Genomic DNA, 23163 nt, shown 5'->3' on the forward strand with positions numbered 1-23163 from the left:
ATGGGATGGCTGCGTGCGGGGCATGCCCCGCCCCTACTTGGATGTGGAAACGAGGTGAGTGACAATTTATTCCGTATCGGATGCCTACAAAACCGCGATCCGCGCACGGACGCGGACCGACCGGGTGACGGGCACGCTGACGCTGACAAACGGCACGGTGCTGAATCTGGACGCAGCAGACCTCATGAGCGGGTCGCTGACGCTGGACAACCAGTGCGTCACGGGGGAGGAGCTGGCCTTTGGCTGCGCCTACCTCGGCCAGGCGGCGCTCAACCTGCGCACCGACCTGAGCCGCCATGCGTTTTACGGCGCAAAGCTCGTGCTGCACTACGGCCTGCAGCTACCCGGCGGGCGGTGGGAGACCGTGCCGCTTGGCGTTTACACGGTGGCCGAGGCCGAGCGGCGCGCGCTGTATGTGAGCATCAAGGCCTATGACAACATTCTAGCCTTGCAGCAAAAATACGATGGTACGACGATGCAGGGCACGGCCTATGCGCTGCTGGGGCAGATCGCGGCGGCCTGCGGGCTGACGCTGGGCCAGACCGAGGCCGAGATCGGCGCGCTGAACCCGAACGCTGCCCTCGTCTGCCAGCTGAGCGGCGCGGACGGCCTGGCTACCTGGCGGGAGTGCGCCGCCGCCGTGGCACAGCTGGTGGGCGGCTTTGCGGCGGCGGACCGCGCGGGGCGGCTGGTGCTGCGCACCTTTGCCGAAAAGCCCTGTGCCGCGCTGACCGCGGCGGCGCGCAGCGAGGCGGCGGTCTCGGACTTTGCCTGCCACTACGCGGCGCTGAGTATCGAGACCGACGACGGCAGCTTTGCCGCGGGCCGCAGCCAGGATACCGGCCTGACGATGCGCATTTCCAACATGACGCTGGCCGAAAAGGGTCTGCCCGCCACACGGCAGCAGATCACCGACAACCTGTTTGCGGCGCTGCAAAGGCTGGACTACGTCCCGGCCACCGTAACGATGCCCGGCGACCCGGCGTTTGAGCCGGGGGACCGCGTGGCGCTGCCGATGGAGGACGGCACTGCGCCCGAGATGCTCGTGACGCATTTCGTCTGGCGCTACCGCGGGCGGCAGACCTTAAAGGGCGTGGGCCGCAACCCTTACTTAGGCGGCACAACGGACGGCGCGACGGAAAAAGCGCTGCGCCGCTTACAGAACAGCGCCGAGAGCAAGCGGATCGTGTATTACAGCTTCACGAACCCGGCGGAGCTGGCGGTGCAGACTGTGGAGACGCCCGCCGTGGCAATTGCCTTCACGGCGGTGGAGGAGACGAGCGCTATGTTCCTGGCGCAGCTGCTGCTGGACGCAGCGCCCGACACCGGCAAGGTACTGACGCTGACCGTGCGGTACTATATAAACGACGTGCCGGTGGAAAATTTTGCGCCGCAGCAGCGGCTGGAGACGGGCGCACACACGCTGGCGCTGTTCTACCCGTTTGCGTCGGTGGAGGCCGGGACGGTCACGCGGCTGTCGGTGCGGCTGGTCTGCGCGGGCGGCACGGTGAAGATCGCGCCCTACGGCATCAAGGCCACCGTGACCGGGCAGGGCATGGCAAGCGAAACGCCGTGGGACGGCACGTTGGAATGTGAGGAGACGCTGCTGCCGATTGCAATAAAAGCACGCAGCATCAATGTATAAAACGAAGGGAGCGGATGCAATGACCCTGCACGGTCATACGCGCATTGAACTGACCGATGTGCACACCGGCGCGGTGGAGGTGGTGGAGAGCGATAATCTTATCACCAACGCAGTGTCGAATATTTTTAACGGCTACGGCGGCAGCCTGAACAAGGCCATGCTGCTGTGGCGCGGCGACCAGGGGTACACGAATGCCCCGAAGGATCTGGTGACGATGTTTTACGGCGGCCTGCTGCTGTACGACACGCCGCTGGGCAGCGACCCGGCCACGTTGTTTGCCCCGGCGGGCGCGGGCGTTGTGGGCACGGCGATGGCCGGGCAGGTCAACGCGACCAAAAACACGGTGCGCGGCAGCGCCAACCTGACCGAGACGAAGATCGACCCGTGGAGCGGCGTCGTGACCTACGTCTATGAGTTCGCGACGAGCCAGGCCAACGGCGTCATCGGCTCGGTCTGCCTGACCCACCCGATGGGTGCGTACTACTCCGAGATGATTGACGCGCCGGACGCGGCTGCCTGCAACGCGGACCGGCTCGGCTTTGGCGGGGCGTTGGGCGGTGACCAGCTGCTGACGGGCCTTTTGGCCAAAACGACCTACCCTACCGACGAGAAGGGCGTGCTGCTCTACGCCGACCCCGAGGCGGACGAGGCTGTGGCCGGGTATCTGAACGCCGACGAGGGCGTGCTGGAGCTGCGGCATCACGCGTTGGGGCTGAAAACGCTTGACCTGTTCCGCCGCGACCCTACCGGCCTGTGGGACAGCCTGCGGAGCACCGACACGCTGAATGTGGCGGACTTTTTGCAGGTGGATTCCTCCGCCGGGGAGGACTACTGCCGCATCTGCTTTGACGCGGAGGCGGATAAAATCTATCTGGTGTCTGCGCCGGAGGTTGACTACATTGACGCAAGGGGCGTTGTAAAAATACGTGAGTACGACAGAAAAACGCTGGTGGCAAAGGACTACACCGTGCCGAACAACACCGGCGTTGATCTGCAGTCCTTCATCAGTGAGAACCGCGGCACGCCGCTGAACGGCACGGTCTACGGCGGCAGCCTTTACATGGTCCAGGACCAGGCTGAGCAGATCTATCGCTTTCCGCTGGCTGACCCCACCGATGTGCAGGCCGTGACGATGCACGGCGACGACATGGCGTACCTGTCCGACGCCCACGACGGGCGGCTGTACTGCTACTACCGCACCCGCGCCGTGGTGCTGAACACTGGGAAGAACGAGCTGTTCTCCTGCGAGGCGGCGGGTTACGACAACACGACGTCGGGCTTTTCCACAACAGCGCCGGTGCTGGGCGAGCCGCTGACGCCGCTGCGCCGCTACTACGGCGACAGCCGCATCCGTACCGAGCGTGTGCTGCGGGCAAACTATCTGGCGACGATCAACGACCTGCCGAAGTCGGTGGAAAAGACCGCCGACAAGACGATGAAGGTCATCTACACCCTGCGCAGAGGAGGCTGAGGATGCAGCAGACAGGAATTTTTGCGGGCCACACCGAGGTGCGCTTCCCCTACGCCCGCTGGGGCTGGACCCGCGGCGGGGGTAAGGTCTGGCACGGCGGGCTTGATGTGGTGGGCCCGGACGACGCGACGATCCGGATGCCCTACTATAAAGGCAGGCGCATCACGGGCCGCGTGACCCGGGCGCGCATCGTCACGGACAGGCGCGACAAGACCTGGGAGTGGGGCTATTATGTCTGTGTTCAGCTGGACCGCGGGCAGACGCCCGACGCCGTGAACTTTTTGTATTTTGCTCACTGTGCGTCGCTTCTGGTCAAGGCCGGACAGCGCGTGGCGAGCGGGGACGCGCTGGCTGTCATGGGCAATACCGGCAATGCGGCGCTGGCCGACCCGCCGTACAGGCACTGCCACCTGGAGGTGCGCGCCGCAGCGGGCGGCGTCGGGCTGGACCCGACGGTGTATGCGGGGTGCGAGAACGCTGTCGGCGTGTACGGCGCGGCGGGACGGATGCAGGTCATCACGGTGGGGCCGGTCACCCAGGGCGATGCGGACGCGGTTTTGGAAGTCTGCCGGGCCCGCGGGCTGGTGGATGCCGGACTGTACAGAAGCGAATGGAGGGATGCTTAATGGAGAAACGAAATCTGTTTGTCAGCGGCAAGGCCGTTGTGGCGGCGGTGTGCGGGGCGTTTACGGCAGCGTTCGGCTGGCTGGGCTGGCTTGTTGTGGCGTGGGCCGCCTGCATGGCGCTGGACTGGGTCAGCGGCAGCGCCGCCGCGGCCAGCAGGGGCGCGTGGTCGAGCGCCGCCGCCCGGGCCGGCATCTGGCACAAGGCCGGGATGGTGGTCGTTGTGCTGGTGTGCGCCCTGACCGACGCCGTGCTGGCGGTGGCCGTTGCCAACCTGCCCGGGCTGGGCCTTGAGGTGAACGGCGTGGTGCTGCCGGTGGTGCTGGTGTGGTACATTTTTACCGAGCTCGGTTCCATTGCCGAGAACGCCGCCGCCATGGGCGCACCCGTGCCCGGGTGGCTGGTAAGAATCCTGGCGCAGGGGAAGGAGGGGGCAGAAAAGTGAGGTGCGCGGCAGCGATGGTCGGAGGGGCTTTGCCCGTGAATGGGCGGCAGCTTTGCCTTCCCCCAAGTGGGGGAAGGTGGCCCCGCAGGGCCGGATGAGGGATGAGCTTGCGAAAAGCAGAGCGCGAACGGGTAACCACCGCAGGGCTGCCCCTCATCCGCCCTCGGGCGGGGCCTCGGGCACCTTCCCCCAAAAGGGGGAAGGCTGACAACGTGAACCTGCGAGTCGGTAAAAAAGAAGGGTATCTGTCGCATGAACGGCAGATACCCCTTTTTTATTTTGCTTACAGGTAATTTTTCAGGTCGCTCCTGTTCGTGGCGCAGCGCTCGGCGGCCTCGCGGGTGATGCGGCCTGTGCTGACAAGGCGGGCCAGGTCGGCGTTCAGGCTGTGCATACCAAGGGCCGCGCCGGATTGCAGGATGCTCGGGATCTGGTAGCACTTGCCCTCGCGGATCAGGTTTGCGACGGCGTCGGTGCCCACCAGAATCTCCGTGGCGGCGCAGCGGCCCTTGCCGACGGCCAGCGGCAGCAGCTGCTGGGTGATGACGCCGCGCAGCACGGCGGCCAGCTGGCCGCGGATCTGATTCTGCGCACCGGCAGGGCAGACGTCGATGATACGGTCGATCGTCTGCGCCGCGCCGATGGTGTGCAGCGTGCTCATGACAAGATGTCCGGTCTCGGCAGCCGTGACGGCAGCGGAAATCGTCTCATAGTCGCGCATCTCGCCGACGAGGATGACGTCGGGGTCCTCACGCAGGGCGCTGCGCAGCGCCGAAGCAAAGCTGCGCACATCGGCGCCGACCTCGCGCTGGTGGATCAGCGAGCAGCGGCCCTGATAGACGTACTCAATGGGGTCCTCAATCGTGATGATGTGGTCGCTGCGCGTCTTATTGATGTGGTCGATCATGGCGGCCAGCGTGGTGGATTTGCCGCTGCCCGTGGGGCCGGTGACCAGGATCAGGCCGCGCGGCTCGTCGGCCAGCTTTGTCAGAACGGGCGGCATGGCCAGCTCCTCCAAGGTCGGGATGGAGTCGTTCAGCAGGCGCAGTGTGGCCGCGGCCCTGCCCTGCTGGTAAAAGACGTTCACACGGCTGCGGGTACCGTCGGGCGCGACAAGCGCAAAGTCTGCGTCGATGCGCTCCGATGTGATGGCCTCGCGGTGGGCCTCGTCCATCAGGCTCAAAATCAGTGAGCGCGTCTCTGCCGCCGAAAGCTGGACCGGTGCCTCCGCCAGATGCCCGTCGATACGGAACATCAGCGGCAGCCCCTCGGAGATATGAATATCGCTGGCCTTGCTGTTCCGCGCCAGCGCGGTGAGTTCATGGATCTGCATGGCAGTTACTCCTCCCGTCACTCCTCATAGAACGTGATCTTCAGCAGCTCCTCGGGGGTGGTTTCGCCCTCGCGGACGAGCTGCAGGGCGGCCTCGCGCAGGCTCGTCATGCCCTGGCTGCGGCGGGCGGCCTCGGTCAGCTGCGCCTGCGTTGCCCCGGCAGAAATCAGTTCGCGCAGCTCACGGTTGATGATGACCAGCTCGTGGATGGCGATACGCCCGCGGTAGCCCGTGCCGTTGCACTGGGTACAGCCCGTGCCGCGGCGCACAAACGGGATGTCAGGCCCTAAATAGGTGCGCTCCTCCGCCGTGACCGGCATCTGCTTGGCGCAGTGTGGGCAGACGCGGCGCATCAGACGCTGAGCCACGAGGCCCGCGACGGAGTTTGCGATCATGTACCGCTCGACACCCATATCCTCCAAACGGACAATGGACGACAGTGCGTCGTTTGTGTGCAGCGTTGAGAAAACCATGTGGCCCGTGATGGCCGCACGCACCGAGATGGACGCTGTCTCGGCGTCGCGCGTCTCGCCGACCATGATGACGTCGGGGTCCTGGCGCAGCAGGGCGCGCAGACCGCTCTCAAACGTCAGGCCGGCAATGTTGTTGACCTGCGTCTGGTTGATGCGGGCCAGGTTGCGCTCCACGGGGTCCTCGATCGTCGAGACGTTGACCTGCCGCTCGGCAATCGTCTGCAGGACCATGTACAGCGTCGTCGTTTTGCCGGAGCCTGTCGGTCCAGTCAGGTAGACGATGCCGTTCGGGCGGTTCAGCAGCGGCAGAAAGCGCTTGTAGGTCTCGTCGTTCATGCCGAAATGGCCGGCATTTTTGATGTAAGTGTTGCTGGACAGAATACGCAGAACGGCCTTCTCGCCAAAGACCGTCGGCAGGATCGAAACACGGACGTTGACGTCGGGGCCGGTCTCGAGGCGCGCGCGGAAGTGGCCGTCCTGCGGGATGCGGTGCTCGGCAATGTCAAGGTTCGACATGATTTTGATACGCGCGATCAGCGGCTGGTGCAAAGCACGCTGCAGCGTCACATAGTCAATAATGACGCCGTCGATGCGCATACGGACCTTCGTCTCGCCCTCGAACGGCTCGATGTGAATATCCGACGCCGTCGTCGTGACGGCACGCTGTACGAGGCTGTTCAGCAGACGGATGATGGGCGCGTCGAGGTCGCCGCCCTCGGCAGTCATGTCGATGGCCAGATCCTCGGTCTGGGCGGCGGCCATGTCGCTGTCGTTGGCGGTGCGGGCCGCCTTGCGGGCGCTGACCTCGGCGTAATAGTAGCGGATGGCGCGGCGCAGCGGCTCCAGCTCGGCCAGCACGATCTCCGGTTCGAGGCCGGTCAGCTGGCGGATGTCCTCAAGGGCGTAGTAGTTCAGCGGGTCGTTGGCGGCAATCGTCAGCGCGCGCGGACTTTGCGCAATCGGCAGCATATCGTACTTCTGCGCAAGCTCCTGCGGGACCTTCTCAACGGCGGTCACATCGACGTTGGTGTGCTCGATGTCGATCATTTTAAGCTGGAGGCGCTGGGCCAGTGCCTCCAGGACCTGGCGCTCATTGACGTAGCCAAGCTCCTGCAAAGCCTGGCCGACGCGCAGGTCGCGGTGCTCTTTCTGGTAGGCAAGGGCGGTGTTCAGCTGGTCGGGCGTGATATAGCCGAACTCGATCAGAACGTCGCCGAGGCGGATGTTTTTCACGGCTGTACGCCTCCTTTGTCACAGAGGATCACGTTCAGGGATACATTGAACGCCGTGGCCGTCACGGCGCTGCCGTCGGTGTCGGCGAAGCTGCGGGTATCGATGGAGAAGGATACAAGCTGTACGGACGGGTAGTTCGCGGCCATGTCGTCCAGCATCGAAAGAAAATCACTGTCCTCGCCCGTGCAGCAGAAGCTGATCGCCACGCTGCGGTAATAGCCCGGCTGGTCATAGTCCAAGATGAGGTCGGAGGCTAAGATCTGCTGCAAAATGGCGTTGCCCTGGGCCGTCGTGTCGGCGGTGTCGGCGGTGATGCTGTCGTCGTCACTGTCGTCGTCACCGGCAAAGACGGACGCGGCTGCGCTGGGGGCAGCGCTCTGTCCGGCGTTCTCACTGGCGGTATAATAGGTAAGGCTCTGGGTCACGGGCTCGCCGATGGTCAGCGAGTCGGGCTGTAAATTGTGGTTCAGCTCCAGGCTTGTCACCAGCGTGTCCAGCTCGTCACTGCTCAGCAGGCTGTAGTAGCTGGCGTTGGCGGTCTGCAGTTCGCCCCAGTTGTTGTTTTTCTCGGCGGCGTAGGTGCCGGCCAGCATGATCGCATCCTGCATGGAGGTCTGGGCGTCCTGCGCCTCGCGCAGATCGGCGTCGGCCTGCTGGTGGTTCTCAAGGCCCGGAATCAGCAGGAACCGGACAAAAAGCACAACGAACGCCAGCATCAGAACGACGTACAGCAGAATTTTATCGCGCTTTGTCATTGGTGCAATTTCCATAGCGCCCTCCTTTACTGCTGCGGCGCTGCCAGCACACAGCGCAGATCGATGGAATAGCCGTCGTCATCGGCCTTGTAGCCGGTGTAGCTGACGGTGGAAAACACCCCGCAGTTCTGCAGGGAACGGATGTAGGCCGGAATGTCGATGACCTGGGAGGAGTTCGCGTTAAAGAGCAGCTCGCCCGTCGATGCGTTGTAGTCGGTAAACTGGATCGTGATGCCGGACCCGCCGGCAGCCTCGACCCGGTGCAGCAGACTGCTGGTCACGTCGGGATAGCTGTTCAGCAGCTCGGTCATCCCGTCGGAATAGTCGGTCAGCGAGCGGAACTGCGCCGCAGACTCGGAATCCTGCGTTGCGGCGCGGTATGGCTCGGTATTGTCGCTGCACCAGTTCAGGATGTCCTCCCGCTGGCTTTTCAGCATCGAGGTGTGCAGCGTCAGCACACCCCAGCCCAGCATGGAGACAGCCACGACAGCAAGGCCGGGCACCAGCGTCCGCAGGCCCTGGCTGCGGGACTCCGACTTGGCCGCACCGGCGGCCTTCTGCCAGCGCAGATAAAAGTTGTTCTGTTTCATAGCCATAATGATAAGCCCCCGGGGCAAGTATTTGCAGGTAAAAATCAGCGTGCGATCAGGTTGCCCGCCGCGTAGAGCACATCGGCCAGCGCGGTGCCGGACGGCAGCTTGACGGTGGGTGAATCCGGGAAGCGGTCCACCTGCAGGCCCAGCGCCTCACAGCCCGGGCGGCAGACCGCAAGGTCGTCCGCCGTGGAACCGGCAAAGCAGACCGTCTCAATGCGGTGCTCGCTCTTGCTGGTCGTGTGGAACTGGATCAGGCCCGAGAGCTTCTGCGCGATCTCGGTGCCGGACTCCGCCGAGCCGCGCGGGTTGAACAGGCGGCTGCGGGTCGAGTAGGTGTACTGCCCCTGCACAAACAGGCAGGCAGAGATCGTGTCATCGTCAAATTGCAGCAGCACGAAGGTTTTTTGCTGCAAATCGGGGATCGTGCGCACGGCCTTGATCGGAGCGGCCAGCCCTAAGTCGATGCTGTACAGCTTGAAGCCGACGGCCTTGGCCAGCGCGTCGTACCCGGCAATGACGCTCTGCTCCACGCGGGTGGCCAGCACGGTATCCACGCGGGTCCTGGCATCGCGGGAGAGCAGCATGTAGTCGTCCAGCGGAGCCTTGACCTCGGCGCCGCCGCTGGCAAGCTCATGGGAGAGCACGGCCATCCGCTTTTTCTCGCTCATGGCGGGCAGCGTCAGGATGCGGTGCATGAACTGGCTGCCGCCTGCAATCAGCGCCACGCGGTTCATCGGCAGCTTGTTGGCGGTGAAAAACTCTTTGAGCGCGGCGGTCAGGTCCGCCTCGTTTGTGATGACGCCGTTGATCAGGCAGCCCTCGGGCAGCTCGGTCTGGGCGGCGGAGACAACGCGCACCCCGCTGCCCGTGGGCGTGCCGACGGCGGCATACACCGTGCGGCTGCACAGATATAAAGAGGTAAGAAGTGCCATGGTGGGCCTCCCGGAATAGAATTTAAATCGCACCGCTCGACGCGCCGATGGTGCCGTAGGACTGGTAGATGGGCACGATGACCGCGGCCACGACGCCGCCGACCACGAGACCCATAACAACGATCATAACGGGCTCCAGCAGCGTGACAAGGCGCTTGGTCGCCATCTCGGCCTCATAGTCGAGCGTCTCGCTGATGGTCGCCAGCAGGCTGTCCAGCTTGCCGGTCTCCTCGCCGACAGCGACGGAGGAGGAGAGCTTCACTTCAAAACCGTCGATGCCCGCAATCGCCTCCGACAGGCTGTGGCCTGCGCGGATGCTGTCCAGCGCGTCACCGAACTGGCTCTCGATCCAGCGGTTGCCGATGGCGTCGCGTGCCGCGGCCAGTGTCGTGATGATGGGCACGCCGCTGCCGTACAGGTTGGACAGCGTGCTGGCAAAGCGCGCCGTGCAGATCTTGCGGTTCAGCACGCCGACCACCGGCGCGTGCAGGATGAAGCGGTCCCACTGGCGGCGGACCTTCGGCTGCGCCAGCAGGAGCTTGCCGCCAAAGACGATGAGCGCCGCCACGACGAGCAGCACCGGCCAGTTGGCACCGACAAAGTCGCTGACGTCAAACAGCAGCTGGGTCAGGAACGGCAGGGTCTCCATCTGGTCAAACATCGGTTTGAACTGCGGCAGAACAAAGGTCATCAAAATCGCAATAACGCCGACGATCAGCACGGACAGGATAATGGGGTACATCATGCTGTTGCCGACCTGCTGGTTCATCTTGTGCTCGCGCTCATAGTAGGTCGCCATGCGGGCGCAGGCGTGGTCGATGCTGCCGGTGCCCTCGGCGCTGCGGACCATGGCCAGCAGCAGGGTGGGGAACGCGGGTGCGCAGGACTCCATCGCATCGGACAGCGGCACGCCCTTGCGCAGCTCGCTCAGGATGGCCTCGTACAGGGCCTTCTGGCGAGCGTCGATGGTGCGCTCGTCCGCCATGATGCGGAACGCACGCACCAGCGGCACACCGGCAGTCAGCAGGGTGCCCAGGTTGCGGCAGAAATCCGCCAGCACGGCGGTTTTCAGCGGGCGGAACGTCGCGAGGGCCTTCTGGGCCTCCTGCGCGTCGGTCATGTACAGGCCGTCATTGCGCAGCTTGGCGTAGAGCGCCTCCTCGCTGGGGGCCTCAAGCAGTCCGCGGACGGTCTTGCCCTTCTCATTGGTGGCAGTATAACGAAAACGTGGCATGAGGGAGATTCCTCCGAAAGAAATAGATGAAAGGCTGATTCCCTTGGCCCCCTCTGGCGCAAGCGCCACCTCCCCCGTACCGGGGGAGCCTGTCTCGCAGAGGGAGGCAAGGAGTATCACAAAAACGCGCAGTACCATTCCAAAACGGGCCCGCCAAACAGCATCGCGATCACAATGCCCGCACACAGAAACGGGCCGAAGGCGAAGTGGTCCTTCTTCCCTGCCTTTTTGGCGGCCAGCAGGTATATGCCGTACATACCGCCAAAAACAATGCTGAAAAACATCGCCAGCAGCGTATTCTGCCAGCCCAGGAACAGCCCGGTGGCTGCCATCAGCTTGATGTCGCCGCCGCCGAACGCGCCGTCGATGACAAGGCAGAGCAGAAACATCGGCACACTGACGCAGAGCGCACCGATGACGTGCGGCAGCCAGTCGGCAGGGGAGAGCAGCACGCTCACCGCGCCGCAGACCGCCAGCGCCAGATTCAGCCGGTCCGGGATGGTCTGCGTCTCGGCATCAATGAGTGAAACGCTCAGCAAGATCCCGCAGACCGCCAGCGCCAGCAGCGCGGCCCAGCTCATGCCGAACAGCCCGCCCGGCAGGGCGTAGGCAGCGCCGTACCGCCAAGTGCAGCCCAGCGCCAGCACGCCGCCCAGAAGCTCCACCAGCAGGTACCGCGCCGGAATGTGCGCACCGCAGTGGCGGCATCGCCCGCGCAAGAATAACCAGCTGAACACAGGCACTAAGTCCGGCGCACCCAGCGTGTGGCCGCACTGCGGGCATACGCTGCGGCCCTTCAGCGGGTCCATGCCCCGCGGCAGCCGCCACGCGACGACGTTCATAAAGCTGAACAGCGCCGCGCCCAGCAGAAAACGAATGAGTCCCAGCAGAAGCTCAAGCAGCAGCATGGCCCACCCCCGCGCCGTATTGCAGCCGGTCCTCCGCGCGGAAAACGCGGTAACCGTCGTCGGCATCATAGATGGCGTACATGCCGTTCTCCTGATACAAGAGCCGCTGCACGGTGTAGCCGTTCGGGTCGATCTGCAAAAGCGTCACTGTGCCGGGCAGTGAGCCCAGCGTGCGGATTTCCTCGGCGATGCCGTCCGCAAAGCCGTCCGCGCTTGTCTGGTCGGCGAACGTCTGCCCGGCGGAGTAGCACTGGGCAGACACGGCACTGGCCGCCAGCCGCGCAGCCTTGACCTGAGCCAGGGCCTCCCGCGCACGGGCCTGATAGCGCAGCTCCGCCGCGCCGGTCACAATAGTATACAGGACAGCGCCCAGCGCCAGCAGTACGGCGAGCTTTTCCGCAAACGCAGCTTTGGCCCAGCGTTCCCCGGTATGGCGCAGCCATGCGCCCAGTCGTGCTGCCAGCATTGTTACACATCCTCTACCATATAATAACACGCTATTTAGTATACCGTGCCGGGCCTGTATTTGCAAGAAATTTCGCGAAAAAAAACTCTGTTTTCTTGTTCAAAGCTAACGGAAATTATGGCGGAATCGTGCACAACTTGCCGCTGACCTACTATATTTGGTATAAATTTGCTGAAATCTCGCGGAGTTTCTTGCGAAAACGTCACATTCCGAGTATAATGACAATATATATAATCTGGTATTGTGTCTAATTGTAACCTTTCACCGGAGAAACGACGGGAGCATCTATGGTGCAGTACAATAAAAATATAAAAAACAAAAAGAAAGGCTTTACGCTGGTGGAGCTGATGGTCGTTCTGGCTATCACGGCCATTCTGGCGGCGCTGGTCGGCGGCGGGCTGATCGCCTACACGCGGCTGGCCCGGTTTGAAAAGAACGAGGCCAACGCCCGCACGCTGTTCCAGACGGCGCAGATCTCCCTGACCCGGATGGAGACGGCGGGGGAGCTGGATGCGTTCCGACGGCAGGTCATGGAGGAGGGCAGCACGGGCGACCACTTCCAGAACGACGTCACCGTGACCGACGCGGACGGCAAAACCCTTGTGAGCCGCACCAAGACCGAACTGAACCAGAACGTGGCTGCGCTCTACTATGACCGCACGGGCGCTGCCGCGGGCAACCATAACGCGCTGGTCAAGGAGCTGCTGGGCGATTACATCTACGACGCCTCGCTGCTGAATGCCTCGATCTGCGTCGAGATCGACGTGCAGAGCGGGCAGGTCTACTCGGTCTTTTACGATACCAAATCCGATAAGCTCCGCTTCAATCAGGACGGTGCTACGAATATTTATGACCGCAGCTATGACCACCGCCGCAATGACACCCTTGTCGGCTACTACTCTGCCGAGGACCGCGTCAACGTTGTGCAGCTGGTGCAGACGAAGCTGAAGGTCAAGAATCCCCGCCTGACGAACGGCGAGACGCTGACCCTGAGCTGGAGCGGCAACTCCAGCCTCGGCGATCTGGACACCTCCTACACGGCCACGGCCTACGACAAAAACAAGGATAAACCGCTGTTTACCATCACGATCAAGCGCGACACCGCGGGCGCGGCGGATGATAACAAGCAGGTCATCACAGAGATGCCTGTTGTTATCTACCAATACGACGCCGCGGGCCAGCAGACCGGCACCGAGGAGAAGAAACTCTACTTCCCGCTAAGCTACAACAAGGGCAGCTTTGTGCTGACGCTGGACGCCATGGCGGACGCCGCGCTGCTGCGCGCGTGTGAGAACAGCGCTGACGTTGCCGCCACGAGCCTGTACAGCATCACCCGCCTGCTGAACGACCCGAAGGACATCTACATTGCCATGCGCGCCGAGCCGCGGGAAAACTACAGCGACACCTACACAGCCAGCAAAGAGGAAACGACGAACGAGGAAAACACCCTGCTGGCCAAGGGCGGCACGGCGAAAGAGGCCGACCTGAAATATTTCCGCCATCTGTACAACCTGCGCTGGTCTGCCGACTGGGACATCACCAACAAGGGCACCTACACGCTGACCCCCCAGGCCAGCAACAGCACCGGCCTGAACTGGACGGGCGGTGGCGTCACGGTCTACTGCGCCGCGGGTGAGAAGTACCCGGCGGCCAAGGTGCCGTCCCTCAATGACCCGGTCGCCTGGCCGACGATCCCGGAGCTGGGCGAAAAAATCGAACTTACGAGCAAAACAACGGTCCTTACAACCCAAACGACCCGTGTGCCCATCCTCAATCTGCAATTGAGCAGCAAGTCCGTTGCAAAAACCGGCAAGGCAGAGAAGGACGTGCTGGCCGACCACTATGTCGGCCTTATCGGCGAGAACAAGGGCAAAATTTCTTACATCACACTGCGCGACCCGGACATTCAGGTCAACGTCAAGACCGAGACCGTCGCCGCCGGTGCGCTGCCGGAGGCAAACCAGCTCAAGCTGACCGCAACCAAATTCGTCACGGCGCTGGAGGAGGACGACGAGAACTGGCGCGATGTGCGTGCTGTCGGCGCACTCTGCGGCGTCAACACCGGCACGCTGGAAAACTGCGCCCTGACCCGCGGCACGAACTCCTCGACGAGTGCGCTGGTGGCCGCGGCGCTGGCGTTTGGCGACTCCACCACCGCGACAGAGCGAACAGCAGAACACAAGACCGTAAATAATAAAAGCTATACCTATTATACAGACGAGCCGCGCGGCATTGGCGGTCTCGTCGGCGTTGCCATACCCAAAACAACGGATTCCGTCATGCAGAATCTGACCGTCGCGTCGGACGTGACGGTGGCGGGTCTGCTTGTGGACAAGGGCACGCAATCCGTTACAAAGACCACAGCGGCAGACCAGCAGGCCGAGAAGGCCCGCTACGCTGCCGCGGCAGCCGAGCCGGGTGACAAGAACTCTCTCTGGCGCAGCGTCGGCGTGGGCGGCGTGTTCGGCACGGTGGACGCCGCCCAGATGACAACGAACGGCAATACGAACATCGTCAACAACGGCCTTGTCACCGGCAACGGCTTTACGGGCGGCATCGTCGGCAACCTGTTTACGACAGGCGCAAATACCGGCACGCCGCCGGTGCTGACGGGCCTGAGGAACAACGGCACGGTCAGCGCGGGCGCCAACTATAAGGGCGATACCGCGGGCGATGCGCGCAGCCTGGTGCTGGGGCAGTTCTTCGGCGGCATTGCGGGCTACGACAGGGGCGTGACCCTGCAAGGCTGCGAAAGCGTGACCCGCAGCGACCTGACCGAGACCCAGCTCAAGGAGCAGGTCGAGGCGGGCTTCGACGAAACCGGCACATTGACCGACGCCAGCCCCCTCAAGGGTGATTTCGTCGGCGGCCTTGTCGGCTACGGCAAGGAAATTGTGCTGAACGGCTGCAAGACCGGCAAGGGCTACGTGCTCGGCAGCCGGTTTGTGGGCGGTCTGGCCGGTGGCTTTACCGGCAGCGGCGTACAACAGAACGATACGAACAGCAGTGACGTCTTTGGCAGCCGCTACGTCGGCGGCATCGTGTCGGTCAACGGCAGCAACAGCCAAATCAGCGGCATGACCAATACGGGTCTGGTCGCGGCCTTTGGAAAGAACGCGGCCTACGTCGGCGGCATCGTCGGCGTCAATGATGCCGACTGGGGCGGCAGTCAAGACCCGAAAGCCACAGCCACCGTGCAGAACTGCGCCAACCGTATGTCCGGCGACAACGCCACCGACACCCGCCGCATCAACCTGTTAAAGAAGCTGAGCAGCTCCGCGGGCGACTACGCCGACTACGTCGGCGGCATCGCGGGCTACAACGGCAAAAACGGCGTTGTGACGTGGGATAAGAGCGGCGCCCCGACGCTGGGTGCCATCCTGTACGGCAACAACTACGTGGGCGGCGTGGCCGGTTATAACGATGTAAATGCGAAAATCTCCAACACCTCCGGCCAGAACCTGACCATCAGCGGCCAGATCGTGGCGGCGGGCAAGGCTGTCGGCGGCATGATCGGCCTGAACTGCGCGCCGGAACTGCCCTCCGCCACTGTGAAGGTCAGCCGCGTGGCAGGTCAGCAGCTTGTCGGCGGCGTCATCGGCGCCAACCTGCCGGTGGGCGGCTTCACCGTGGCGGACGGCGGCGCGTTTATAACAAATGTGGCCTCGGGCCGCGTCGAGGCCGACGCCGTCGCGGGCGGCATCATCGGCTACAACCGTCTGCTGGCGCCCAAGCCCGCAAACGTCACGCTGGAGGCGCTGCTGCCGACGATTGACGAGAGCACCGGCGTGCTGACCGACAGCAACAGCACCGACGTGAAAACGGCGGACGGCACAATCATCCTGACCGGTTTCCAGAACATGCTCAACCTGCAGGCTGACATCTACGTCGGCGGCATCGTCGGCGCAAACGAAGCTGAAACGAAGCTGACGATTCAAAATGCAGCCAACGGCGCAACGCAGAACGCCCTGTCCGTCGGCGGCCTGAACCCGTCCAACGGCGCGTTTAAAGACGGCGTATCGCTGAACGCGCTGGCCGATGGCCGCTATGACTTTGGCACCGCGCGCGGCGCGCTGGCGGGCGGTATCATCGGCTATGCCACACCCAACACGAAGCTGGAAGACTGCACAAACTACGGCACAGTGGCTCACAAGTGCGCCGCGGGCGGCTTTGCGGGCTGGAACGAGGGCACGATCACCGGCGGCCGCATGGAGGCGTCCCTCGGCAACCGTGAAACCGGCTATACCTATCTGGGCGGCGTTGCGGGCGTCAACGGCGGTCGTATTCAGTCTGCCTACCCGGCGCAGGACTGCGCCGTGCGCGGTGACAGCTATGTCGGCGGCATTGCGGGCGTCAACCTGGGCGGTGACGCTGCGGCAAGCACCCGCAAGGGCCTCATCATCTGCACAGAGAACAACAGCACTGGCACGGTGGAGGCCAACCAGTACGCGGGCGGCGTGGCCGGTGCCAACGTCGGCAATATCTCGCTGTCCGACCAGCTGCAAAGCAGTGTCACCGCCACCGGCTATGCGGGCGGCGTGGCCGGTATCAATACGGATAAGGGCAGTATTTACGGCGCTGAAAACGCCACCGGCGCGGTCAGTGGCAGCGTCACTGCCGCTAACTACGCGGGCGGCGTGGCCGGTACGAACCGTGCCGAAATCACCCGTGTGGAAAACCATGCCTCGGTGCGCGCCAGCACAAAATATGCGGGCGGTATTGCGGGCGAGAACGCCGCGGGCGGCACGATCAGCTATTGCAGCCATGCCCAGAATCAGGTCTACGCCACCAACGGCGAGGCGGGCGGCATCGCGGGCAATAATAATAAAGACGCACTGATTGAGAATGTGCAGGTCAGCGCCGCCGTCACCGCGGCCAACGGCACGGCGGGCGGCGTCACGGCTACGAACTTCGGCATCATCGGCCAAGGCAGCGGGCTGGAAAACAACAGCAGCGTAAGCAACTGCACGATCACCGGTACATCGGAGAGCATCGGCGCTGTTGCGGCGTACAACGGCAAGGACGCGACCATCCGCAATGTGAAGCTGGCGGCAAACGCCAACGTGCAGTTCAGCACCCCGGCGGTCACCATCGGCGGCCTTGCGGGCATGAACGAGGGCACCGTCACCGGCTGTCAGGTCGAAAACGGCGCGCTGGCGCTGAACAACGGCCTGCGCGCGGGCACCAACACCGTCACGCTGGGCGGCGCGGTGGGCCGCACCACGAAGGACGGCACGGTCAGCAGCACCAACGTTCTGCTGGACCTTACACAAAATCTTGATAAATATAAAAATTTGGGCGGCGTCGCAGGCCAGAACGACGGTACCCTGAAGCAGTGTACCTATTCCGGCACGATGGGCGGCGAGGCAGACCAGGACGGCCTTGTCTCCGCCGGTGCACGCAGCACCGGCAGCACGGTGGGCGGCATTGCCGGTCTGAACAACAGCACAATCACCGGCTGTGAGGTCAAATACATCAAACTGCAGGTCAGCGGTATCAGCAACATCACCACGACCCAGACCGCAGACGAAAAGCTCGCCAGTGCCAGCCATGTGGGCGGCATTGCGGGCCGCAACAATGACGAAATCGCCAACAGCTATGTCGCCACCGAGCGCAGCAACGGCGCGGGCAGCATCATCACGGCGCGTTACGGCTTTGTGGGCGGCGTCGCGGGCTCCAACAACGGCACTATCACGGGCAGCGGCAGCAAAAAAGCGCTGGTCAGCGACGACACAACAAAACTCGCCCTTGTTGCACAGGTTAAAAATTGGCTGGGTGCGGCAGATGCCAATGCCGACATCAACAGCATGGCGGCAGAGCTGACCACAGGCAAGACCTACGCAAATCTCATGGGTGTTGACACTGTGTCCAAAGAAGGCTGCGGCTATGGGAATGTCTACAGCCAAAGCGGCCTTGCCGCCAATGATCTGCTTGTCGCCCTGCGCGGCAGCAACAACAGCGAAACCGTCCGTGCCGACGGTTATCTGGGTGGTCTGGCAGGCTTTAACTCTCTCCACGGTACAATTGGCACTTCCGCCACCGGCCAGTGGTTTGTCTATTCTGACAATGCGACAACGGCATCCACCGTCGGCGGTATTGTCGGCCAGAACGAATCCAACGTCACAGACAAAAGCGTGCTGGACACTGTGGTAAACTGTGCCGCTGTGCGCCGGTTTACGCGCGTGTTTAATGGGTCTAAGAACAAGGACGATACAGACAATGACAACATTTACAAGAGGGAAAATCGTGTTGTTGTCCATGTGGGCGGTGTCATTGGCCAGCAGCAGAACCGCAGCGATGACCGGTGGTCTGTCAGCAAGGTAGTCAACTGCGGCAGTGTGTTCAACAGCCGCTCGTCCAATGTGGGCGGCGTGATCGCCTATTGGCTGGACTACGGCGGAACCGTGCAGAAATGCTTTAATTTTGGCAAAATGACAACAAACACGAACGACGGAAACCCGGGTTACGGTGCAGTCGGCGGTGTTGTCGGCTTTATTGACCAGCCTATTTCCGGCGGTACTATAAATGTGCTTTCCTGCCGCAACTACGGTCAGATTTGGTATAAATCAAAAGGCGCAAATGACTGCGCGGGCATTATCGGTAAAATCGAGATGAAGCAGCGCACCGATATTATGACGCTGAACATCATCGACTGCGTCAATAGCGGTGCAATCAAGGCAGTGTCGCAGGCAGTCGGCATTCTGGCATGGATCGGCCCGTACGACAAGGGGAACATTGATAATGTTACGGTAAATATTGACCGCTGCCGAAACCTTAATACAGACTTTACGTGTGGCGGAGTGTATGACAGGAGAGTCGGCATTGTCGGCAGCCGCGGCAATGGCTCTGGGTCGAAAGAAGCAACCAATGTCACAAACTGCTTTGCCACGGTTGGTACAGGTTGGTATCCTATTGCCTATTTGCGCCAGAGTTACGAGAATGTCACCGGCCACGGCAACTATTATATTGAAAATTCCGGCGGTGAAGGCAAGAGCTTCTATAAAAAGGATGAGCGTAGACTGACCGCAGAAAAACCGAACAGTACAACAGGTAACTGGAAGAAAGCGGATGAGCAAGGAAGTGACAAGGCCTACAAGGAGACATATTGGAATCCGTCCTCGGAAAAAGTAAAAGCACACCGTCTGTACATAGGCTATAACGTCACTGATAAAACAACCTATCCTTATATTGCGTTCCTGCCCGCTTTGGCAAAGGATTGGAACGGCGCAGCGTACAGTCTGAAGTGGATGCGAGGCATTACTTCTACGGATTCGGATGCCGCAGCAAACTCTGCCTATATCAAGACCGACGGTAACAAAGCCTACATTTTCGATGATACCGGCGCGGGCAATGATACCAATCCCGGCAACCAGAGAGCGACTGTGATGCTGCAATTCGGCGAAGCCGCGAACAGTACGAAATCGGACGTTGATATTACCGACATCACCGACGAGGTCATCCAGAACTACTATAAGTACGTGCTGGACAGCACCAAGCCAGCCAAGCCGGGAAAAATCGACGTCAAGGCCAGCCAGGTGCAGGATGCGGACAACAACGTCTATGGCCGTTATGAAGTGACGTGGGCCGAGCCGAGCGACAGCGACAAGAATGCCAGCCCCGCCGCTTACTACCGTGTTGAAATTCTGCCCTGCGACGCTAAGGGTGTTGTCGCATCGGATGCAGTTCCCTATCTGAAAGCGGACGTCTACCAGCGCAGCTATACCTTTGTGGCTGATAAAGCGTGGACGGGTAACTTCGTCGTGCGTGTAACGCCCTACAACACCAACAACGACCCGAATCAGGATGACAACTTCAACACCAGCGGCGTGCAGACCTTTATGCACGCCCTGCCGACACCTGAGATTGAGTTCCGGCTGGTAAAGCGAACGGGCGGCGGCTTTGACTGGGGTCAGTGCCAGACGCCGGATGAAAAATCGAGAGAATTCAAGTATGAGGTTGTCGCGGTGCTGAAAAACTACACCGAATACCCGACAGACGAGGCATGGACCGTTAAGCTGACCGATGGAAAGCATCCTTATTATTTCAGCAGACGGAATGGCAAGCAGTACATCCGCCTGACCCAAAATTTGGAACGCACTTTGACGCTTACGGCGTTGGCAACCCCGGACAACAGCAGCAGTACAAAGTATCTGCGCTCGGCCCAGTACAAGTCAGAGACCTATCTCCCGTCCCAGTGGCGTGACCACAACGGCGATAACGGCAAGGACGAGGACGGTCTGCCGCTGGGCACGCTGAAAAAGGACGGCGACACGGACTATGTGACCTACACCGGCCAGACAGCGGAAAGCTTTGAAGCAACCGTGAAGTTCAGCTTTACCCCGAAGGTCAAGAGCGACAGCAGCGAGCACGGCAGCCCGACCTACCGTGTCATGCTGCTGGCAAAATATCTGGGTAATGACGAAGTCAACGGCGTATCTTTGAACGGCCAGTACATCACGCTGGCCGCGCGGGAAAGCATTGTGACAGAGTCTCCCGTTACCTTCAACCTGAACAGCCTGCCGTCGGATGCCATGACGAACTACACCGACTTCCTCGTTGTCGCGGTGCCCGTCACCAGCGGCAAGGGCGATATGAAGTATCGCTGGGATGCCACGGCGGACGAAGTGTCCGCAGCCATCGCCAGCCATGCAAACGACACCGACAAAGAAATCTGGTGGAAGAACGGCTATGAGATCGTCCGCACGGGCGAGCACAGCTATACCTATGCCCATCTGACACCGCTCTGCTTCTCCGACGTGAGCCGTGATAAGAGTGGGTGGGCAGAACAGGCCACGCAGACGACCCCGCAGATCATCTTCAAGCAGCTGAACCTGAATGTCCTGAAAGCCCCGACGCTGGCGGAAACCATTGAGGACGGCGTAGTGGATGACAAGAATCAGCTGACCTACACGTTCAAATGGACACAGGACGACATGCAGGCCACTGACGCAGCCCCCGCCTACCAGATCAAGCTCTACGGCCTGTTGACGGACAAGGACGGCAATGTGACCGGTCAGGAGCAAATTGCGCTGAAGGGCGGCGTCACCCTGACGCCGAAACAAAATGGCAACAGCTTTACCCTGCCTGTCAACGTGGATACCATGCTGGCCAACGGCAGCGACAGCTGGCGCTATAACAAGGTCCGGCTCGAGGTCACCCGTGTGGCGGCAGCCGACACCGATGAAATCGGCGCGTCCGCTGTGGCGGATTACAGCGTTAAGCAGCGCCTGCCCGGCATCAGCGCGCCGAGCTCCATCACCCGCGTCAACGGCGAGACCGACAACGCGGATGCCCTGCTCTACACGGTCAGCTGGTCGCCGTCCGACGACGAGCGCATTGACCACTATGAACTGTGCGTCGTCGATGACGGCGGCAATACTGTGCTGACGCTGCCCACCACGGGCAACGTCGGCAGCCTGACGCTGGATCTGGAGCAGTATCAGGGCGAGGCATTGAGCTTCCGCGTCATTGCCCGCCGCAAGGCTGGTAGCAATTGCTTTGACGGCCCGGACGGCGCGTTGAGCCAGTCCGAGACCATCGTCAGCCGCGCCGATGCGCCCAAGGCTACGGCCAGCAGCTTTGCGCCCGACAGCCCGAATCAGGAGACGTTCCTGAACGACCTCAAGCTCAACATGACGCTGGACGCAGCCGCACAGGGCAATGTCTACTTTACCGGCTATATCTTCAGCAACGAGAACAATTACAATACAATTGCCGGTTTGGCCAGGACTTGGCAGGAAAAGTCCACCGGACAAGCCAAGTATGAGGCCCAGCAGGCGCTGACCAACGCCCTGAACACGATGCTGGCCAACGGCGACGCCGAGCTGGTCATCCCGAAGGACAGCCGCACGGTGGGCGGGAGCGCCAGCGTCAACGACAAAACCGCCAGCTATACCTTTGTGCCCGACGGCAACGGCTTTACGCTGACGCCCGACCATGCAAAACAATACCTGCTGCCCGCGGTGCGTGTTATGCCCACCGACGGCAGGACAGCGTCGAACTGGTTCTACATCCTGCAGGATGCCGCAAAGGCACAGCTGCCGGCCATCACGCTGGACGCCCCCGTGGACGAACCGGAACGCGCACTTGGCAATGCCGTTTACAAGCAGGAAGTCAACCTGTACAACGACCCCGAGTTTACCGTCGAGCGCGGTAAGGCCTCGCTGGAGCTGCGCCACTTTACGGTGGAGTGGACCGCGGTGAACAAGTACACCCAGGCCGACGGCACGGTGCGCAACCTGACCAACAGATATACCTTTACCGTCACGCCGCTGGACAAGGACAAAACGCCCTACATCATTACGGTGACGACCTACGACAGGGACGTGAAGGACGCAGACGGCACGATTCACCCGCGCGGTGAAATCAAAACCGTTACCAAGACGACCTATGACGGCAAAACGACGGCGCTTGACAAGCAGACCACCGTTGTGGACGCGGAGACCAACAAGACCCGCACCTGGTACGACCTGAGCGTTGAGCCTGTCTACGACAAAGATAACAACCTGACCGACTGGAAATCGCAACCCTATAACGTCACCGGCACGGTGGAAAAGGACGGCGGTACGCTGTACTACAAGGCACAGACGGTTCCCATGCTGGAGCTGGTGCAGGAGGACGGCGCCGAGCCTGTTTACCGCATCACCCTGCCCGAGCTGCAGGAAAAGGTGCAGGACGACTCGCTCGAACTGCAAAAGTTCACCGCAAGTGTGACGCTGCAGACGCTGGCGCACTCGGATGACAAGGGTAGGACCGTCGAGTCCGGCACGGTCAAGGTCCCCGTCAACGAGACGAACACCGCCGATGCGACGGAGGATGCCCAGAGCATGGACTCCGCGGAGAGCGTCGCGCCCGCCGAGACTGCAGAAAGCATGGCGGCGGAAAGCGCCCCCGCAAGCGTGCCCCCGGTCCTGATGCGGGCCCGTGCGGCACTGCCCATGGCGACCCCGGAGACCGCCGCTGCCCCGGATGAGACGGACGCGGCGGAAACCGTGCCCCCGGAACGAACGAAAACAAGCAACGCATCGTAATTTTATTTCAGGAAAGAA

General features: G+C 62.0%; 13 protein-coding genes. 5 read left to right on the forward strand and 8 right to left on the reverse strand.

What is annotated here, in order from left to right:
- The first annotated feature begins 58 nt into the window (after window positions 1–58).
- From B5D32_RS07370 to B5D32_RS07385, 4 genes are read left to right on the forward strand one after another with little or no spacing between them, the layout of a single operon-like run.
- Complete coding sequence (locus B5D32_RS07370) at window positions 59–1645, forward strand: hypothetical protein (RefSeq protein WP_078784420.1); 1587 nt, start codon at window positions 59–61, stop codon at window positions 1643–1645.
- Between the two features lie 19 nt (window positions 1646–1664).
- Window positions 1665–3116: a hypothetical protein gene (locus B5D32_RS07375; RefSeq protein WP_078784421.1), complete on the forward strand. Its 1452-nt coding sequence runs from the start codon at window positions 1665–1667 to the stop codon at window positions 3114–3116.
- Between the two features lie 2 nt (window positions 3117–3118).
- Entirely contained in the window at window positions 3119–3742 is a 624-nt protein-coding gene (locus tag B5D32_RS07380) for a M23 family metallopeptidase (RefSeq protein WP_078784422.1), read from the forward strand.
- The gene (locus tag B5D32_RS07385; protein WP_078784423.1) at window positions 3742–4185 is read left to right on the forward strand and encodes a phage holin family protein; all 444 of its coding nucleotides are present in this window, start codon (window positions 3742–3744) and stop codon (window positions 4183–4185) included. Before B5D32_RS07380 ends, B5D32_RS07385 begins: the two co-directional genes overlap by 1 nt.
- A gap of 283 nt (window positions 4186–4468) precedes the next feature.
- Here B5D32_RS07385 and B5D32_RS07390 read toward each other — a convergent pair whose 3' ends face one another.
- The 8 genes from B5D32_RS07390 to B5D32_RS07425 form a co-directional block, all read right to left on the reverse strand.
- A complete protein-coding gene (locus tag B5D32_RS07390; RefSeq protein ID WP_078784424.1) occupies window positions 4469–5518 on the reverse strand; it encodes a type IV pilus twitching motility protein PilT in 1050 nt (349 codons plus the stop codon).
- Between the two features lie 17 nt (window positions 5519–5535).
- Entirely contained in the window at window positions 5536–7224 is a 1689-nt protein-coding gene (locus B5D32_RS07395; RefSeq protein ID WP_078784425.1) for a GspE/PulE family protein, read from the reverse strand.
- Window positions 7221–7994 carry a hypothetical protein gene (locus B5D32_RS07400; RefSeq protein ID WP_078784426.1) on the reverse strand — a complete coding sequence of 258 codons (774 nt, stop codon included), beginning with the start codon at window positions 7992–7994 and terminating at the stop codon, window positions 7221–7223. The genes B5D32_RS07395 and B5D32_RS07400 overlap by 4 nt, the downstream gene beginning before the upstream one ends.
- Window positions 7995–8005: 11 nt before the next feature.
- Window positions 8006–8575, reverse strand: coding sequence for a hypothetical protein (locus B5D32_RS07405; protein WP_078784427.1), 570 nt, complete (start codon window positions 8573–8575; stop codon window positions 8006–8008).
- A 38-nt stretch (window positions 8576–8613) separates the two neighbouring features.
- The gene (pilM, locus tag B5D32_RS07410) at window positions 8614–9507 is read right to left on the reverse strand and encodes a type IV pilus biogenesis protein PilM (protein WP_078784428.1); all 894 of its coding nucleotides are present in this window, start codon (window positions 9505–9507) and stop codon (window positions 8614–8616) included.
- A 22-nt stretch (window positions 9508–9529) separates the two neighbouring features.
- Entirely contained in the window at window positions 9530–10741 is a 1212-nt protein-coding gene (locus tag B5D32_RS07415; protein ID WP_159447003.1) for a type II secretion system F family protein, read from the reverse strand.
- 116 nt (window positions 10742–10857) lie between these two features.
- Complete coding sequence (locus tag B5D32_RS07420; RefSeq protein WP_242943413.1) at window positions 10858–11649, reverse strand: prepilin peptidase; 792 nt, start codon at window positions 11647–11649, stop codon at window positions 10858–10860.
- On the reverse strand, window positions 11636–12115 hold the full coding sequence (locus tag B5D32_RS07425; RefSeq protein ID WP_078784430.1) for a hypothetical protein: 480 nt from the start codon (window positions 12113–12115) through the stop codon (window positions 11636–11638). Before B5D32_RS07425 ends, B5D32_RS07420 begins: the two co-directional genes overlap by 14 nt.
- A gap of 287 nt (window positions 12116–12402) precedes the next feature.
- Between B5D32_RS07425 and B5D32_RS07430 the strand changes: the two genes are divergently transcribed.
- Complete coding sequence (locus B5D32_RS07430) at window positions 12403–23145, forward strand: prepilin-type N-terminal cleavage/methylation domain-containing protein (protein WP_078784431.1); 10743 nt, start codon at window positions 12403–12405, stop codon at window positions 23143–23145.
- Window positions 23146–23163: the final 18 nt, after the last annotated feature.

It is taken from the genome of Gemmiger formicilis (assembly GCF_900167555.1).
GTDB lineage: Bacteria > Bacillota > Clostridia > Oscillospirales > Ruminococcaceae > Gemmiger > Gemmiger formicilis.

What these genes read in the sequence shown, in the direction of transcription:
- B5D32_RS07375 (WP_078784421.1), top strand. Translation starts at nt 1,665, where the DNA reads ATGACCCTGCACGGTCATACGCGCATTGAACTGACCGATGTGCACACC.
- B5D32_RS07380 (WP_078784422.1), top strand. Translation starts at nt 3,119, where the DNA reads ATGCAGCAGACAGGAATTTTTGCGGGCCACACCGAGGTGCGCTTCCCC.
- B5D32_RS07385 (WP_078784423.1), top strand. Translation starts at nt 3,742, where the DNA reads ATGGAGAAACGAAATCTGTTTGTCAGCGGCAAGGCCGTTGTGGCGGCG.
- B5D32_RS07390 (WP_078784424.1), bottom strand. Translation starts at nt 5,518, where the DNA reads ATGCAGATCCATGAACTCACCGCGCTGGCGCGGAACAGCAAGGCCAGC.
- B5D32_RS07400 (WP_078784426.1), bottom strand. Translation starts at nt 7,994, where the DNA reads ATGGAAATTGCACCAATGACAAAGCGCGATAAAATTCTGCTGTACGTC.
- B5D32_RS07405 (WP_078784427.1), bottom strand. Translation starts at nt 8,575, where the DNA reads ATGGCTATGAAACAGAACAACTTTTATCTGCGCTGGCAGAAGGCCGCC.
- pilM (WP_078784428.1), bottom strand. Translation starts at nt 9,507, where the DNA reads ATGGCACTTCTTACCTCTTTATATCTGTGCAGCCGCACGGTGTATGCC.
- B5D32_RS07415 (WP_159447003.1), bottom strand. Translation starts at nt 10,741, where the DNA reads ATGCCACGTTTTCGTTATACTGCCACCAATGAGAAGGGCAAGACCGTC.
- B5D32_RS07420 (WP_242943413.1), bottom strand. Translation starts at nt 11,649, where the DNA reads ATGCTGCTGCTTGAGCTTCTGCTGGGACTCATTCGTTTTCTGCTGGGC.
- B5D32_RS07425 (WP_078784430.1), bottom strand. Translation starts at nt 12,115, where the DNA reads ATGCTGGCAGCACGACTGGGCGCATGGCTGCGCCATACCGGGGAACGC.
- B5D32_RS07430 (WP_078784431.1), top strand. Translation starts at nt 12,403, where the DNA reads ATGGTGCAGTACAATAAAAATATAAAAAACAAAAAGAAAGGCTTTACG.